At 58.8% G+C, this 16631-nt stretch carries 15 protein-coding genes and 1 pseudogene; 2 read left to right on the forward strand and 14 right to left on the reverse strand.

Translation table 11 applies throughout. The features are described from left to right. Positions 1–194 precede the first annotated feature (194 nt). Positions 195–1664 carry an NAD-dependent succinate-semialdehyde dehydrogenase gene (locus tag J2W46_RS33435; RefSeq protein ID WP_310360146.1) on the forward strand — a complete coding sequence of 490 codons (1470 nt, stop codon included), beginning with the start codon at positions 195–197 and terminating at the stop codon, positions 1662–1664. Positions 1665–2496: 832 nt separating this feature from the next. On the opposite strand, the pseudogene J2W46_RS33440 reads toward J2W46_RS33435, so the two are convergent. The 9 genes and pseudogenes from J2W46_RS33440 to J2W46_RS33480 form a co-directional block, all read right to left on the reverse strand. Beyond that, positions 2497–2873 (reverse strand): annotated as a pseudogene (locus J2W46_RS33440) (porin); the annotation flags it as partial. A 130-nt stretch (positions 2874–3003) separates the two neighbouring features. Continuing rightward, complete coding sequence (locus J2W46_RS33445) at positions 3004–3339, reverse strand: Rieske (2Fe-2S) protein (protein WP_310360147.1); 336 nt, start codon at positions 3337–3339, stop codon at positions 3004–3006. Between the two features lie 2 nt (positions 3340–3341). Continuing rightward, entirely contained in the window at positions 3342–3653 is a 312-nt protein-coding gene (locus J2W46_RS33450; protein WP_310360149.1) for a YciI family protein, read from the reverse strand. Positions 3654–3656: 3 nt separating this feature from the next. Further along, positions 3657–4529 carry an intradiol ring-cleavage dioxygenase gene (locus J2W46_RS33455; RefSeq protein WP_310360151.1) on the reverse strand — a complete coding sequence of 291 codons (873 nt, stop codon included), beginning with the start codon at positions 4527–4529 and terminating at the stop codon, positions 3657–3659. A 37-nt stretch (positions 4530–4566) separates the two neighbouring features. Beyond that, positions 4567–5634, reverse strand: a complete 1068-nt coding sequence (locus J2W46_RS33460; protein WP_310360153.1) for a maleylacetate reductase — start codon at positions 5632–5634, stop codon at positions 4567–4569. A gap of 7 nt (positions 5635–5641) precedes the next feature. Further along, complete coding sequence (locus J2W46_RS33465) at positions 5642–7108, reverse strand: aldehyde dehydrogenase family protein (RefSeq protein ID WP_310360155.1); 1467 nt, start codon at positions 7106–7108, stop codon at positions 5642–5644. A gap of 32 nt (positions 7109–7140) precedes the next feature. Then, the gene (locus J2W46_RS33470) at positions 7141–8160 is read right to left on the reverse strand and encodes a hydroxyquinol 1,2-dioxygenase (RefSeq protein WP_310360157.1); all 1020 of its coding nucleotides are present in this window, start codon (positions 8158–8160) and stop codon (positions 7141–7143) included. Between the two features lie 41 nt (positions 8161–8201). Then, entirely contained in the window at positions 8202–8696 is a 495-nt protein-coding gene (locus J2W46_RS33475) for a cupin domain-containing protein (RefSeq protein ID WP_310360159.1), read from the reverse strand. 125 nt (positions 8697–8821) lie between these two features. Further along, entirely contained in the window at positions 8822–9751 is a 930-nt protein-coding gene (locus J2W46_RS33480; protein WP_310360161.1) for a LysR family transcriptional regulator, read from the reverse strand. Between the two features lie 303 nt (positions 9752–10054). On the opposite strand from J2W46_RS33480, the gene J2W46_RS34540 reads away from it, so the two are divergent. After that, on the forward strand, positions 10055–10183 hold the full coding sequence (locus J2W46_RS34540) for a YciI family protein (protein WP_374726915.1): 129 nt from the start codon (positions 10055–10057) through the stop codon (positions 10181–10183). A 93-nt stretch (positions 10184–10276) separates the two neighbouring features. Here J2W46_RS34540 and J2W46_RS33485 read toward each other — a convergent pair whose 3' ends face one another. From J2W46_RS33485 to J2W46_RS33505, 5 genes are all read right to left on the reverse strand, one after another. Continuing rightward, a complete protein-coding gene (locus J2W46_RS33485) occupies positions 10277–11530 on the reverse strand; it encodes an MFS transporter (protein ID WP_310360164.1) in 1254 nt (417 codons plus the stop codon). A 516-nt stretch (positions 11531–12046) separates the two neighbouring features. After that, positions 12047–13627 (reverse strand): cation:proton antiporter, encoded by a 1581-nt coding sequence (locus tag J2W46_RS33490; protein WP_310360166.1) that lies wholly within the window; start codon positions 13625–13627, stop codon positions 12047–12049. Positions 13628–13722: 95 nt separating this feature from the next. Continuing rightward, positions 13723–15165: an alginate export family protein gene (locus J2W46_RS33495; protein ID WP_310360168.1), complete on the reverse strand. Its 1443-nt coding sequence runs from the start codon at positions 15163–15165 to the stop codon at positions 13723–13725. Positions 15166–15235: 70 nt separating this feature from the next. After that, complete coding sequence (locus tag J2W46_RS33500; protein ID WP_310360170.1) at positions 15236–15928, reverse strand: YoaK family protein; 693 nt, start codon at positions 15926–15928, stop codon at positions 15236–15238. A gap of 75 nt (positions 15929–16003) precedes the next feature. Next, on the reverse strand, positions 16004–16631 hold a 628-nt coding region (locus tag J2W46_RS33505), incomplete at its 5' end, for a glyoxalase (RefSeq protein ID WP_310360172.1).

Here is a 16631-nt window from a genome sequence, read left to right on the forward strand (position 1 = left end):
AACAGCTAAAAAGGAACTCTCTGGAATAGCGGCCTAACAAATCAATTAAATTAGGTTTCCTAAATCGGAGATGTTCCCACCAGAAGGCGTCACGCCTATGTATGCACGATTTTTTACCGTAAGAGATACCTCCTTCTAACCAGGGCATGGGCTCCTCTCAGCCTTGCTCCTGAATCCGAAAACGGATATACGCTATGAACACGTTCACATTGGATGACATTAAGCTCGCTGGCTGGCTCAAGGAAGCGAACTACGTTGCCGGGAACTGGATAGGTGCCGACGACGGCAGCACTTATGATGTCGAGGACCCGGCAACCGGAACACGCGTCGGTACCATTCCTTGGGTTTCCGGTGCTGAGACGGGCCGTGCTATCGATGCAGCACAAGACGCCTTTCTCACCTGGTCAATGACGACGGCAGCCGAGCGGGCCGAGAAGCTTCAACGGATGGCGCAACTGGTCCGAGACAATCTGGACATCCTCGCAACGATGCTGACGCTTGAGCAGGGGAAACCCCTCGCCGAAGCGCGTGGAGAGATGAAGCTCGGTGCGGACTACATCCAGTGGTTCGCCGAAGAAGCGCGTCGCATCAATGGCGAAATCATCCCTTCGCCGTGGAAAGACAGACAGATTCTTGTGACGCGCGAGCCTGTTGGAGTGGTGGGGGCGATTTCACCGTGGAACTTCCCGTTCTCGATGCTCTCCCGCAAAGTCGCGCCGGCACTTGCCGCTGGTTGCACTATTGTCATCAAGCCATCGGAATTCACTCCCTACTCTGGCCTGCTATACGCGGTACTGGCTGAAAGAGCTGGCATTCCAGCAGGCGTCGTGAACGTCGTCACGGGCGACGGCGCTGCGGTGGGCGGCGAACTCACCCGAAATCCGTTGGTTCGCAAGATAACGTTCACGGGCTCAACTCGCGTCGGAAAGCTGCTCTACAAGCAGTCCGCCGACAGCATGAAGAAACTGTCAATGGAGCTAGGCGGCAATGCGCCGACTATCGTTTTCGACGATGCCGACCTTGACCTGGCTGTCGAGACCGCTGTGGCAGGCAAATTCCGAAACAGCGGACAGACATGCGTATGCACGAACCGCTTCTACGTACAGGATAGTATTTATGAAGAATTTGCGCGCCGGCTGACGGACCGCGTCAAGAAGCTAAAGGTCGATAATGGTTTGAAGGACGGTGCCGAGCAGGGACCTCTCATCAACCTGGCTTCGGTTGAGAAAGTGGAATCGCAAGTCGAGGATGCCAAAGCGAAAGGTGGCCGCGTGTTGCTCGGCGGAAAGCGCCATGAGCTCGGTGCCACATTCTATGAACCGACTGTCATCGCTGACGCGACCACGGACATGTTGATTGCACGTGAGGAAACCTTTGGTCCAGTCGCCGCGCTGTTTCGCTTCAAGGAAGAGTACGAAGCAGTCCAGGCGGCGAATGCGACGGAATTTGGTCTCGCCGCCTACTTTTACACTCGAGACCTGGCACGCACTTTCCGTGTGTCGCGGGCGATTCAAAGCGGCATGATTGGAATCAATGCCGGGGTCATTACGACAGCCGAAGCACCATTTGGTGGTGTGAAGGACAGTGGTCTCGGTCGAGAGGGCTCGGCGCACGGCATCGAAGAATACCTCAACCTGAAGTATCTCAGCCTCGCCGGTCTGTAAGCGGCCCGGACGATGGTGGCAAGGTCCTGAAGATGGAGAGCTTGCGCGCGGCCAGATTTCAGCGCGCAGCGCGTCCCATGCGAAATCACCTCCCTCCGGCACGGTATACATACCGCTGGCCGTTCCGCGGACCAGCCGCGTGACTGGTCGGACATCAACGGCAGCGGTCGCGGGACAGCCGGTACTGTGGGATAGCCTTGAGATACCGGACGGGGTGGCGAAGTTAGCGCCCTGAGGCGAACGGCTGACGGGCGACGCTGGCTCCGAGGGGCATCTCTTGATGCTTGGAACGTGTCTGAAGGCCTCGCTCTGGATAAGGCGGGGCTCAACTTCACCAAGGGGCATTCACGAAAACAAGAGATGTACGCTAGAGCGAACGCTGAGACGTCGCAAGGTGCTGCATTAGCCAGATTGAAAGCACCATTGGCGAATGGCGTCGGACAGTTCCCGGAGGTCTTCGCGCTGCAAGCAACGCTCGGTTAGTTGGCCATGGAAGACTCTATTTCGAACGGCTAAGAGTCGGACGGTCTGTGTGCCCGGTGAAATCAGAAACCTGTTAATTTCACCGGGCTCCCTGCAGATGCGATTAGACCGTCGCTGCTGCGCCGGACTCCACCGGAGCCACGGGGGCAGATACGTCCTTGTTCTTGAAGGGCACCTTTTTCGCCGCGGCTTTCTTCGCCGTCGGGGCCGCCTTGGCGGCAGCCTTCTTGACCACCGGCTTCCTGTCGGCCGGAGTAGCGCCATCATTGAAAATCGACTGCGGTCCTTGGCGTTAGCAATTCACGCCGGCGTGCGCCCACGTCCACTCCATGTCGCTCCAGTCTTGGGGATATTGAATCGCCGCGCTGGCCTGGTGAGCGTGATTGTTGCCCACTTCCTCGTTGCCCTTCATGTACATGTACTTCGCGCCGAGGAGTAGGTCGGGCTGTAGCTTCCACACTCCGCCCGCTTCTGCCATCCGCACGCCAGCACCATTGAAGGAGTTACGGACGGTTGTCACAAGCGCCTTGGCAGTCACCGCGCCTAGCGTGTAGTGCATACCGCCCCCCCAATTACGCACGCTCGTGGAAGGCGCACCGGCGGCTGGACCGTACTTTCCGTTCGTGTACGCAGCGCCCGCCCGAACGGCCCCATCTCATAGGTGACGCCGGCGCTCACAGTGTTGTTTGCACCGACAGAACCCGCCACTCCGCCGAAGGCATACATCTTCCATCGTTTTATAAACTAGGCATTTCGTTGTACGTAATTTTTGCTTTAATACTGTCGGCGAACGCTTCGCACGCGGAGCCTGGTCGACCGACAGCCGCCCTCGACCTCGCACAAACACTTTGAATTCTCAAGCTCTGGTCAGGACGACCTTTGCGTCGGAGTCAATCACTACTTGGACGGCGTCGAGGGACGCGCCCTTACAAGGCCCGTCGATGCACTTTCCATCCTCAAACCTGAACAGCGCGCTGTGGTGGGCGCACATCAGTACCTGAGACCGGTAGCACGAGACATTTCCCGGTACAAAGTCCAGTGCTACGGAAAAGTGAGGGCAACGATTGATGTACGCCCATACCTTGTCACCTCGCCGGACAACGACGATTGGGCGGCCCGCTGCTTCTCCGTCGAATACGCGGGCGCCGCCGTCGGGCACTTCGTCAAGACGACACAGCTGGATTGCGCACATAATTAGACCCGCTGCTCAGGATTTCCGAGGCTCCAATCCCACGGTCGAACCTCCACTCGGGAGAACAAGCCCTCTTTCATGTACGGGTCCTCGCCGAGGAACCGCATGACCGCGTCGATGTCGTCTGCTTCTACGACGAGAAGGGTGCCGTTCATTGCATTGCACGCGGGTGCCAGCGTGGGACCACCGAGGCGCACGAAGACCCCGTGTTGTGACGCACTACGCAGATGATTCCGATGACTCGGTCTTACGCGCTCGCGCACCTCGCGCATGTCCGGCTTGTCGGTGGCAAAGACTGCAAAATAGCGGCGCATGGTTCAGCTCCGGTCAAGGACGAAATCGTATTTCGCCTCGCGATAGGGGCCAGCAATATTGAAACGACGAGCGAGTTCATCGTCTGCCGGTCGGTCGAGGTAAGAGACCATCAGCGATGGCTTAACCCCGAAAACCGCGTCCGACTCAAGATACTTGTCGTCTTTATCAAAAAGATGCGTTACGAGCGTTCGATGTCCGGACGCTTCAATCATGAAATGTAGATGCGCGGGTCGCCACGGGTGCCGGCCAGTCGCACCGAGCATTTTGCCGACAGGACCGTCCGTTGGAATCGGGTAGCTGACGGGCAATATAGTGGTTATTGCGTAGCGGCCTTCGGAATTCGTGCGATAGCGGCCACGCAGATTGCCATGCGGCTGCTCGGTGTCCTGGCCCGAATACATACCGTTCTCAGCGGTTTGCCATACGTCTAGCACCGCATTGCCAATCGGAGTTCCGTCGGTGGCACAAACCTGTCCCCGGACGACAACGGGCGAGCCGGGCGTAAGAGCCATGTTCTCGCCGTACGCGCGCTCGGGCATGCCCTTGATATAAAACGGGCCAAACACGGTCGTGTCCGTTGCACCAGTCGCGAATCGATGGTTTATCGCGTCTACGAGCATGGAGACGCCGAGAGTGTCCGACAACAGAATGAATTCCTGGCGTACGACGTCGTCGCACATCTTCCCGGTCTCGGTAAGGAACCGGATGGCTGACATCCATTCCGCCTCCGTCGGCTCCGTTTCGCGAACAAAAGCATGAATATGTCTCACCAGGCTCTGCATCAAGGTGCGCAGGCGCGCGTCCGGCGTGCTGGCGAAGCTGGCAACAACCTGCTCGGTCAGCCTCGTGTCGCTGTCATCATGTTCGGTGGTCACGTCTGTCTCCATTTATGCTTGTGACTGCCGCGTGCGCCTAGTGTGGCGCGCGCCCTTCCCACGCGTCCTGCAGCAGCGCGCGAATCGCCGCACGCTCAATCGGCCGCGGATTCACATAGGGGTTCTTGCAGGCAATGTCCGCTGCCTCGTCGAGGCCGTCCTGCGGCATGCCGATATCTGCGAGTGCTGCAGAAATACCGAGCTTCTCGTTCAGTTTGAAAAGCAGAGGACCGGCCTCAGCGGCTTCGCTGCCGCGCAGCGCACGTGCGACCCTGCGCAACGCCTCGGGCGCCGCAGCGTGGTTATAGTGCGCTGTGTGAGGCAACATCGCTGCATGCGTCTGCGCGTGCGGCAGGTTGAATGTGCCGCCGAGGGTATGGCAGAGCTTGTGGTGAATCGCCATGCTGACCGCACCGAGACACATCCCGGCGAGCCAGGCACCGTACAACGCCCGGCTTCGCATTTCCCGGTCTTCCGGCGAGTTCGCGATGACGGGCAATGCCTCACCGAGCGCACGGATGGATTCTTCGGCCATCAGGCTGATAACCGGATTCGCGTCCTCGGCATAGAGCGCTTCGACTGCGTGTGCCAATGCGTTGACGCCGGACGCAGCGGAGATACCCGCCGGGAGGGACAGCGTCAAGGACGGGTCGTAGATAACAGTGCGAGGCAGCACACGTGCATCGCGCCCGGTGCGCTTCAGCCGGCCTTCGGTGAGTCCGAAAATCGGCGTCATCTCGGAACCTGCGTAGGTCGTCGGCACTGCCAGGATAGGCAGGGACGATTCGAGCGCAATCGCCTTTCCCAGCCCGATGGTGGACCCACCACCAATCGCGATGCAGCAGTCCGCATCCAGCTCGCGTGCCGTCTCGCGCGCTGCGCGGGCGACTTCCACCGGGACGTGCATGACGGCCTCGGCACAGACCCCAGCAGCGCGTTCGCCGAGCACGTCCTTCACCTGTTCAGCGAGATGACGTTGCTCGGGCGTCGACAGGATAAGAGCCCGCCGCGCGCCAAGTTTCGTCAACTCGTCCGGCAGCTTCGAGAGCGAACCCCATTCGAAAACAACACGCGAAGGGGTGCCCTGATAGACAAAGCGCTCCATGGGAACCTCAGCGCTTGAAGTGCGGCGGCACGTTACCGTCGACGTTGACCCACACCGAACGCGCTTCGGTGTAACCGTGCATCGCTTCGAAACCCATCTCGCGGCCGTAGCCCGACTTTCCGACTCCGCCGAAAGGGCTGCCGGGGTTGACGCGTTTGTAGCAGTTAATCCAGCACATGCCGGCGTTGATTTGGGCGGCGGTTTTGTGCGCGCGCGACAGGTCACGGGTCCAGAGACCGCTGCCCAACCCATATTCGGTCGCGTTCGCGATGACCAGCGCTTCTTCGTCACTACCGAAACGCAGCACGGTGACGAAAGGCCCAAAAACCTCTTCCTGTGCGATACGGTCGGACGCGCTCTTCGTCTCAATGACCGTCGGACGGACGTAATACCCATTCGCCAGCTCGCTATCTTGCGGCGCACTACCGCCGGCGAGTACACGGCCGCCCTGCTTGCGCGCCACGTCGACGAACGTTAGAACGCGGTCGAGATGCTGTTTCGACGTCAGTGGGCCCATTTCGGTATCGGGGTCCAGCGGGTTTCCGACGCGGATGGACGATGCTAGCGAAACGAAACGCTCAAGGAACTCGTCTGCGATGCGTTCGTGCAGTACAAGACGCGAGCCTGCGATACATGCCTGCCCCTGGTTGTGGAAGATGGCCCACGCCGCACCGTTGATGGCCGCGTCAAGGTTCGCGTCGTCGAACACGATATTCGCGCCCTTGCCGCCGAGTTCGAGCTGTACGCGCTTCAGATTGCCCTGCGACGCTTCGACAATCCGGCGGCCAGTCGCCGTCGAACCCGTGAATGCGATTTTGCCTACACCGGGATGTTCGGCGAGCCGCTGACCTGCAGTGTGGCCGTAGCCCGGAACGATATTGACCACACCGGCCGGGAAGCCTACTTCAGCCATGAGTTCGACGATGCGCAACGTCGACAGCGGCGTGATTTCCGAAGGCTTGAGCACCACGGTGTTCCCCGCGGCCAATGCCGGTCCCATCTTCCAGCTCGTGAACATAAGCGGAAAGTTCCACGGAACAATCTGGCCCACGACACCGATAGGCGCGCGCTGCACGTAGTTCAGGAAGCCCGTTTCGACGGGAATCACCGAACCCTGCAACTTGTCCGCCATGCCACCGAAGTATCGGAAGCACGCAGCGGTTCGGGGGACGTCTAGCGAGCGGGAATCCCGAATCGGATGGCCCGTATCGAGAGATTCGAGCTGCGCCAGCTCTTCGGCATTCGCTTCAATAGCGTCGGCCAGGCGCAGCAGAAGCCGGCCGCGTTCTGCTGCCGCCAACGACGACCATTTTGGAAACGCCCGCGTCGCTGCTTCCACCGCAAGGTCCACATCAGCGGCGGTCGCTGCTGCGATTTTCGCAATTAGCGAGCCGTCGTGGGGGTTGAGCACGTCGATGGTGCCACGGTCAACGGCGTCGACAAAGCGCCCGTCAATGAAGAGTTGGGTTTGCATGAATCTTCCTCGATTTATTGCTGACGCACTACTTAGAACTCGATGGGATGCGGAGCGAGTTCGCCGCTCTCATAACGCTGCGGCAGGTTCGGCGTCGCGTTTTCCCAGACCAACAGCATTGAGCGCTTGGTCGAGTAGCCTTGGTGCCGAATGTCAGCGGGCATCGCGCAGATGTCGCCAGCGCGCATGGTGATTCGAGCCCGCGGCGAGCCAGTGTTCTTGTCGCCGATATCCCAGACAATTTCGTCGGAGAGCTGCAGGAACCATTCGACACGGTCGTTGCCGTGAAACACCGGCAGGATAAATTCCTCGGTCGTCGGGCAGAAAAGGCTGAGGCCGCAGACGGACGTCACCGAGGGGTTCCACGTCACGTCCGAACGCGAGAGATACTTGAAAAGGTTGAACGCGTGAAGCTCGCCTTCGAAGCCCGGCTCGACGTGCACTTCCGGCTCGTCTTGCACAACGTCGAGGAATGCGCGATTGACCGGCAGGTCGTCACGCAGCGGCGAATCTCCTTCGAGACCCGGCATACGGCGCGTCGCGATGCGCGTACGTTCGATTGCCGCATCGTTGTCGCCGTGCTTGCGTCCGAACGCAGTGCCAGTTTCGTCCGGAGCTGCGAACGGGTCGAAGCCTTCGTTCGTCCAGTCATGCAGCATGGCCTTGAACGTCGCCATGATGGTCGGCGTTTCGAACGTCTCGGTGTAGTCGACGCCAGCTTCTTTCAGAATGCCGTTGAAAGTGCCAGCGTACACATCGACCTTACCGTAGTGATTGCGCGTGCCAAACACGTGGTCGAAGTTGACCCAGCCGTAGAAAAAGCCCCATGCGACGTCCCGCATCATCGCGCGCAGAAACGCGTCGGCTGGCACAGCATGCGTGCGGGTCTGGCCTTTCGCCGGCCAGCAAATTTTCACGAAATACTCGTCGCGCTGGAATTCGAATTCGCCGAGCTGGAAGCGGCGGTAGCCAGTCACGGCATCTGGCTCCGTGAAGCGCACTGTGTCTGCTGCGAAATCTGCGGGATGGTCAAGGGTATCGAGGGTGGCCATAGCCTGTCTCCTGGGATATTCGAATGGATGCTGTAGGTGGGTCAGTGGAGGCAGATATCTGCCCACTTCTCAACGGACAGCTCACCGAGAATGGTCTGCACCAGGGCGACCCCCGGTTTGCCAGCGACAAAGCGATACGCACAGCCTGCAGGGAGGAGGGCCTGATGCCCCTTGCGCAGTAAGACGCGCCCCATCTTGCGACCAGCAGGGTGAGCGCTAGCGCTCACGGTGCCACGCCCGGTCTTCGGGGGACTGTCAAGCTTGACGAACTCGATTTGTACTTCGCCATCCATCTGGATAGTGAATTCGTCATGTGCACATGCGAACCATTGCGACTCACCTTCGGTACGCAGCACTTCGATGACATATTCGAGATTCTTGCCGGCGACGACTTTTTCGTACGGTGCTGACCTGGAGGCAACCTCGAAGACGTTCGAGAATGCGTAGTGATGAGCGCTTCCGCTCGTGATTTCGATGTCGCCTTTTTTGTAGCTGTCGAGCGAGCCAAAGACGGTGTGGAATGCCGTGTCGGTCATTGCTGTCTCCTGTGTTGAACTGCTTGGTGAGTTCAACTTTAGGCGCAAGGACCTGCCGCAACAACCTGGTGGACGACGACTACGGCATTCGCGATTATCGAATAATCGACCACCTGACTCTCTGGTTACCGTACCCACCCGCGGCTAAGCAACGGCACATCCCACGACGGTTCGCTTCCGAGGTACTCAGCAAGGAACTCGACGAGCGCTTTTACCTTCAATGCCTGACGTTGCGTTGCGGGATAAACGGCCGCGAAGCTCAAGGTCGACAGGTCGTAGTCGGTCAGGATAGGTACCAGCGTTCCCTTCACGAGCGCGTCGCTCGCGACCAAGGTCGGCAAACACACCAGACCTCCGCCTTCTAGTGCGTAGTCCTTCAGTAGGTGGACTGAGTTGGAGCGAATCATGCCTGGCAACTCCATCTCAACGACCTCGTCGCCATGCGTCATCGTCCAGCGATTCCTCGAGGGATATCCCGAATAGAGCGCCGTTGTGTGTTGCAACAAATCTCGAGGATGCTGTGGCGCACCATGCCTCTCGAGGTAAGCCGGCGAGGCGCAAAACAGACGGCGAACCGGAAATAACCGGCGTTCGATAAGCGACTCTGAAATCGGTGGGAATATCTGGAACGCGATGTCGAAACCTTCTTCCACTGGGTCCACGACCCGGTCGTTAACGATGACATCGAGCTGGATGCCGGGATAGCGCCGGTTAAACTCTGCCAGCGGAGCACCGAAATGTGTGAGCGCAAACCCAGGAAGCATCTGGATTCGTAAGCGTCCTGTGGGTGTCGCTCGGAGCTCCCGCATCTGGTCGGTCAACTCGTTGACCCGGCCCACGACCTCAGCGCACTCACGATAGAAAGCCTCGCCAACTTCCGACAACCGGACGTGGCGCGTGCTGCGATGAAAGAGCGGCGCATTCACGAACTTCTCGAGTTGCTGGATACGGTTCGTTACCACTGAACTCGTTACACCCAGTTGTCTCGCCGCCTCGGCAAAGCTACTTGCCTCTGCCACTCTCACAAATGTCTCGATGCTCAGAAACCGGTCCATACAGCGCCCTTTTCATCGGCAAAAGTACAGTTTATATGGGCCGGTCTTCCTACTGCGTCACACATATCAAGTCACACTGTCGCCGAATTGTTGTCAATCTCCCTAGCGCACACGACAGCACGTTTTATTGTGGTTTCCACCTATTGCCGCTAGGCCTGGTGTCGCGTGGGATGCGGCGTATCTGCAAGGATTCTCATGTTTTTTATCGTTCACGCACTCGACCAAGGCGGCCTTGTCCAGGCTCGTCTCGACAAGTACTCTGCGCACTAAGAGTATCTGTCGAGCGCCACCATCAAGACGCTGGTGTCGGGCCCACTGTTGGCCGACGACGGGGAAACGATGATTGGCTTGCTCTTCCTCGTCGAGGCAGCGGATAAAGCTAAAGTCATCGCTTCCAACGCGAATGACCCGTTTGCGAAGGTTGGGCTGTGACAAAGCGCCAGCATCCATCCTTTCAACAAACGGGTCGACAACCGCGATACATCTTGGGCACTGTAAAGCAACCCCGCCGCGTCTACCCTTCAATTACCGGGGTTGCTCGCCTGCCGCGAGTTCCGGTCGGAGGACCGAACGACGTTGCAGCACGGCCGGCGCGGTCTCTTTCAAGAGCATGCTGACCACGATGCCGAGGACGACGGCGCACATTGGCAACCACAGGATGTTCTGGATGCCGAAATGGGCAGCGACATAGCCGCCCATCGCCGGTGCAATACCTCCGCCGAAGATTTCGCCTACGCCGACCACGGCGCCAATTGACGTCGAGACGAGCCCGATAGGCGCAGCCTCAGTAGCCACCGGTCCAGACAGAAGCGAAACCAGGCCGAGCGTGAAGAACGATGCGACGAAGAGCACTGCAAACAGCATGAGCGGTTGCGGTCCGAGACCACGGAAAATGTAGACCATCACTGCCGTCCCAGCGAAGCCCACGATGCTTGCCAGGCGGCGGCCGACGAGGTCCGAAAGACCGGGCAGCCCGAATTGCCCCAGGAAGCCACCGAACCCGATTGCCGAAACTACAAGGCCCATCTTCTGGGTGTCGAGGGACAGGTAGGTCGTGAGATACAGCGGCAGGAGCGCGCCAAGAACGAACACTCCGGTCATCGCGCAGCACAAAGCAAGCATAGCCACAAGGATGTTTCTGCTCTTGAGCACATGACCGAGGGATGCCGGTGCGTGCTCCGAGGCGACCTCCTTCTCTACCTTCGGTTCGCGGATGACGAAGAACATCATGGCGCCGAGAATCAAGCCCGGGATAGCCACGAGGGCGAACACCCAACGCCACGACACGAAATTGAGCAACTGCGTAGCGATGATTGGCGACAACGCCAACCCGAACAACGCGAACCCGCTCTGCTGCAGGCCGAGGTTCAGGCCGCGGCGACTGGGGTGCGATGCATCAGCCGTTGCTGCGAAGCTTGTCGGGCAAAAGGAACCCTCTGCGACACCCATCAGCCCGCGAATGGCAATCAGGCCAAACAGTCCGCCCGCAAGTCCAGAGAAGCCCGAGAGCAGCGAAAAGGCAATGATTGCAGGAATGAGAACTTTTCTGCGGCCAATCTTGTCCGAAATGCCGCCCATAAGGGCGGCAAAGACACCCCACGACAGGCCAAGCACCCCGATACAGTTGCCTACATCCTGTGCGGTGAGGTTGAGGTCCTTCATCATTGAAGGAAACAGCGGTGCGATTAGCCAGCGGTCGAGGCCGACCAGGCCGAAACCCAAGGCCAGCAGCGTCACCGCTTTCCATTCATAAAAGGTGTCCCACTCGTTTGCTTTCATTTCCGTCTCCATAATCATTGGTTCGTTGGGTGTGCGCCGGTGCCGTCACACGCAAGCCGATGCCGATGTTTTTTGTGTGCGACGTTAATCGCGAGGTCTGGTCGAGCGTCTCTTCAGTGCGAGGCGCGCGGGAATCACTGTCGACGGCACTAAGATATGCGCGGGGCCCCTATTGCGGTATGGAAGAACCAGCGAACGCGACATTCGTCAAATGCAAATAATCCCCGCGCCAAAGCCAGGTTCGTTGCCTGGAAAGCATGGGGTGACGATAGTTAGGGCGAAATGAACGGTGGATGAGTGACCCTGGGGGAATCCCTCCTAGACATTGCGAGCAAAGCGCGGCTGTTGGTTCGTCCCCAACAAGATTTTTCGCCAGTACCTTGTTCGCTGCCGCGGGCTCTCTCGCGGGCTCTTTCGCAGCGGTTTTCGGTTTGCTCGCAGCGCCAGAATTCGCAACTCCACGATGGAAGCGCCGGCAGTAGCAGCCGCACCGGCTGTGGGCGCGGCACGCTCCAGTCAGGGTTCCAGAAGGCGCAAGAGCCTCAGCTCTTCGAAGTCTAGTTCGGCTTCTATGCGATGCAGGACCGCATCGTCGATGCTCCCTGCTTCCTTGAGCTTTAACAGGTCCCGACGTGACACGCTCACCATGTCGAGTTCCAGGCGTAGTTGTCGCGCTCTCACATGGACCTGCTCGGCTCCTACGCTATGGGCTCGCTCATTATTGCTTACCCGAACCTTGTATTCGTCCAGGACCCGCTGGAGTGCTACGTCCTCGGCCTCCCCGCTGCGAGCTTTTCTCGCTCCCAGCTCCTGCAGCGCCGCATTGAATGTTTTTGACCTCGCCTCGAACTCAGACATGGTCCCTCGCGTTACCGGACGAATTCGAACGAGGCGAATCAAGAACGATAACGTCCCGCCCTGGACGACCAGGGTGGAAATGATAAGCGCGAAGGAGGTGAAGATAATCAGGTCGCGCGCGGGAAAATGGTTGGGTAACGCGAGTGCGGCCACAAGACTGACCACTCCGCGCATACCCGCCCATACGAGAATCACAGACTCGCGAAGCGACCAGGCCCGAACTACCCTCGTCTTTCTGACCAGCTGCCCCGGAACGTACATCGCGACGCCTACCCACACCAGTCTCGCAATGAAGGTGGCGATGATGGCGGGAATGGCCATCTTCAGGCCATCGACCAGCAACGAATCTTGCTGCTGCATGCGGGCCAGGATGCCGCGCAGCGCAAGCCCGATGAGGATGAACACCAGAGAGTTGAGAATGAACTCGACAGCTTCCCACGTGGCTTTCGCCTTCAGACGCATGCCGGCGCCGAAAACCCGATGCTGGCAAATCCCCAATATCAGTCCGCACGTCACGACCGAAAGCACGCCAGAGCCGCCCATTTCCTCAGCGAGGGCGTAGCTCGCCCACGCCATGACGAAAGTTACGGTGATGCCGATAGCGACGTCTTTTATTCTGGCTATCACCCAGGTCATCAGAGTGCCACTGAGCGCCCCGATTGCAATCCCGATGGCAGTCAGCGAGATAAAGAGAATGCCGCCCCTGGACAGCGTGATATTGGCTGTGGACGCGGACAGAATGGCAATCTGGTACAGCAGCAGACCGGACGCATCGTTGACGAGGCTTTCCCCCTCCAGTGTCGTGACCAACCTGCCTGGGAGCGGATTTCGCTGGAGTATAGCCTTCGCCGCAACTGCATCAGGCGGAGACACGATGGCGCCCAAAACAAAGCACGCGCTCCACGGCAGAGATGGGTTGACCGTGTGGACAACGGCTGCGACGACAACCGTCGTAAGCAGCACGGCTCCCAGTGCAAGCGAAATGATTGCGCCGGTCTCCCGGCGAAAGTCATCCCATGCGGCATAGAACGCGCTGGACATCAGCAACGGCGGAAGGATTGCTGCGAGCACAAGGCCAGGGTCAAGCTCCAGAGAGTGCCCTCCAAGGAGGGCTGCGCAACACCCGCCGACCAGGAGCGCGAGCGCCCGAGGAAATGACACACGGTCCGCGAGCCAGGTCAGAACGCACGCGCCCGCCATCAGCATTAGCAGGTAGTGGAAAAACTGGACGTTATCCATGGGCAATCCTGGCAACACGAGCGCGGCTAAGACAGGCATCTTGAAGCTCTTCTTTCTTTCCGCACGATACGGGCCCCGAGGCTCGCCCGCGCCAGCTACCAGCCATACTTCAACTCCAGCCCAACATAGTCGGAGTTGCTGGCGCCCAGTTCGCGGATGGAATCTCCGACCCGGAAATGAACGGCCTCAATGGCTGCAATCAGGTTGGTCACCACCGTCCAGTCGGCACGTATTTGTGCGTAGGTGCCAGTCCATCGCGTGCCGTGGCCAGCAGTACCGGGGACGACAGCATTTCCCTGCTGATAAATGGCGTCGTTCGTGCTCATCCGCCACTGAAATCCAACGGCAAACAACAAGGCTAGCTTGCTGGACGGTTTGAGCGTAATCGAGGGCTTGACATGTATGAGGTTTGCATAGCCCGTGTAGCCCGCCAACGTAAAGTAATAACCGTTGGGGAAAAGCGGATTGAAGGTCTCGACGCGGCCGTCGTTCAAATGACGGTCACCGGATGCAGCATCAACCTGCAAACCGAACCGCGGCTTCCAGGGAGAATCGAGCGTATAGCCAAACAGCGAGCCAACCGCCCATGCAGCAATCGTCTTGTCGTCGACGTGGCCCGTTTGGTACATCGACTCCACGTCCCAATCTGTGGCCGCGATTTTCCCCGTATATCGCAGGTCAAATACATTGCGATGCTCATCGCCTTGCGCATCAAGGAGTTGCGCACCGGCACGGGTATAAAGCGAATAATATCCAGATAGGTCTCCAGGCCCAACGCCCTGACGTTCGAAACGCACGCCGCTAAAGGTCAAATGGCGATTCGACGTGTCGTCGAATACTGAGACATCGCGGTACTGAACCGGCCGCGTCGCGTAGCCGATGAACCGCCACTTCCCGTACTCGTAGTCCGCCCATAATGCATCGTATGCCTGCCGCACGTTTGGACCGTCACGCACAGAGATAAATCTCTGCAAGTCAAAGGCCATTTCCTGCCTCCCGATGCGCAACTTTATCGTTCCCGGGCCGAGCGGACTCACCCAGGCAACGAACGCCTGCTCCAAATCGAGCGGATTTTTGTCTGTCGTCTTCACCTGGTCCTTACCGAAGGCTCTTGCGTCCTCGAACTGGATAAAAAATTGCAGGTATTGACCGATGCGGGCGTCAGCATGAACTTGCGCTCGCTGAATCACGTAGCTATCGGAGCCTGCCGAGCCTAGCCCGAAAAGCGGTGTCCCGCTGAACTCGAAGCGCTCGCGTAAATTCGCACCGAGCGAAATATATGAATAGGGGTTGCTCCCGAGTGGGACATATTTAAGGCCGTCGAGTGGCTTGCGCGGTATGCAGGGATTCTTGAGAACGGACCAGTCTTCCTGCCAGCGATTGAACATGACGACCGGTCGCCTGGAGTCACACGTCTCTGTCGGTGTGCCGCTTTGCTGAGACGGTTGCATCCCGCTTTCCGCCTGCGTCTTCTCGCCGAGCCCAAGCATAAGCACAAGCGCGGCAACGGCAAACCTTATAAGTGCCGCGAGCCTCATCGCACGGGCCCTCCCGCCCTGTTAAACGCTCCTGGTGACACTCCGAACACGACGAAGCGCTGGAGAATGTTCAAGAGACAGCATTACCTACCGCGTTCCGGTGCATCCATGCTCGCATTGCCAACCAGGCGAGCGCGATTGTAGGAAACAGAAGAGCCCAGAAACTAAAAAATTTGTACGCAAGAGCGCCGACGGTGGCGCCGACCGCAAACGCTATGATTGCAGGAAGCATTTTGACGACACGCGTTCGTGCCACTGCCTTTACATCTCCCGCAACGAGCGGCGAACACAGGTCAAGCGCGTCGAGAATGACCTGGGTGACATTGCCGGTCATGACAGTGTTCGGCACACCGGGCCGCGCAACGAGACGGCTGTGAGCATTCTGGACGCCCATCGCAATCGCCCCAATCATTCCACACGCCACCACCGGCCAACTCTCAGGGTTGAATCCGGGCCCGAGATTGACACCTGAAATGCAAAATGCCAAAAGCAGCAGTGCCTGGACGGCGTAAAGCAGGCACGCGCCGCGCATCGGGGTCTCAGGCCTGCGGCCGCGGATGATAAAGCTGCTTAGCGCAACGCCAAAGATGAACGCGGGGAATGCCATCAACTTCAGGAAGATGCCCTGCCCGTACCCTGCGACTGCAGCACCAATAAGCACGAAGTTTCCCGTCACGTGGGCCGTGAAAAGCCCGAACAGAGAGACGAAGCTGAGGGTGTCGACATACCCCGCGGTTGCCGAGAGCAGATTGTCGTCATTCATAGCGAACTCTCTGAAGAAGCGTTAGTCAGGATAGCCTCTCGTCTATCGGCACTCTATCCTCGTCGTGACGCTCCCCTACTTCTCAGTTGCATGAATCTCGGCAATGTATCCCCCCGGGAACTGGACGATGGCAGATTCTCTCCGGTCCGCTTCGAAAGGCTTTACGAGAACCACGACACCAGCGGCCTGCGCCTTTTTCAATGTGCCACCAAAGTCCTTCACTTCATACCCGGTCATCTCGTGGCCATAGGGGTACGGTAGATGACCGTCTGTTACGAAGACGGCCATGTTGCCGAAACCCGACGTCAGCCGAACGAGCCGGAACGTCTCGTTCGGGCGTCCAATCTGAACGCCCGGCGCATGGCGGTTATCAGACAGAATCTTCCCGTTCGAGAACGCCACCCAGTTCTTGATAAGCGCGTCAGCCCTTCCTGGCGAAACGTATACCCTGTTCTCGGGAACGGTCTCGAGCGGCTCATAATTCGGAGCCTGCGTATGCCAGTAGAGCTGCATGTGCACACCTCCCGGCCACGAAATGACTGCATCGCGACCAATAGGGTCAGGGAACGTATCGACCACGACATCGGCACCGTGTGCCTTCGCCCACTTCACCGCACCGTCCATGTCTGTGACGAGATAGCCCGTACGTTCATCACCGAAGGGATACGGAACGGGCGTCTTGAATCCGAACACCGAAATAGTA

It is taken from the genome of Paraburkholderia strydomiana, assembly GCF_031456815.1.
Lineage (GTDB): Bacteria > Pseudomonadota > Gammaproteobacteria > Burkholderiales > Burkholderiaceae > Paraburkholderia > Paraburkholderia caledonica.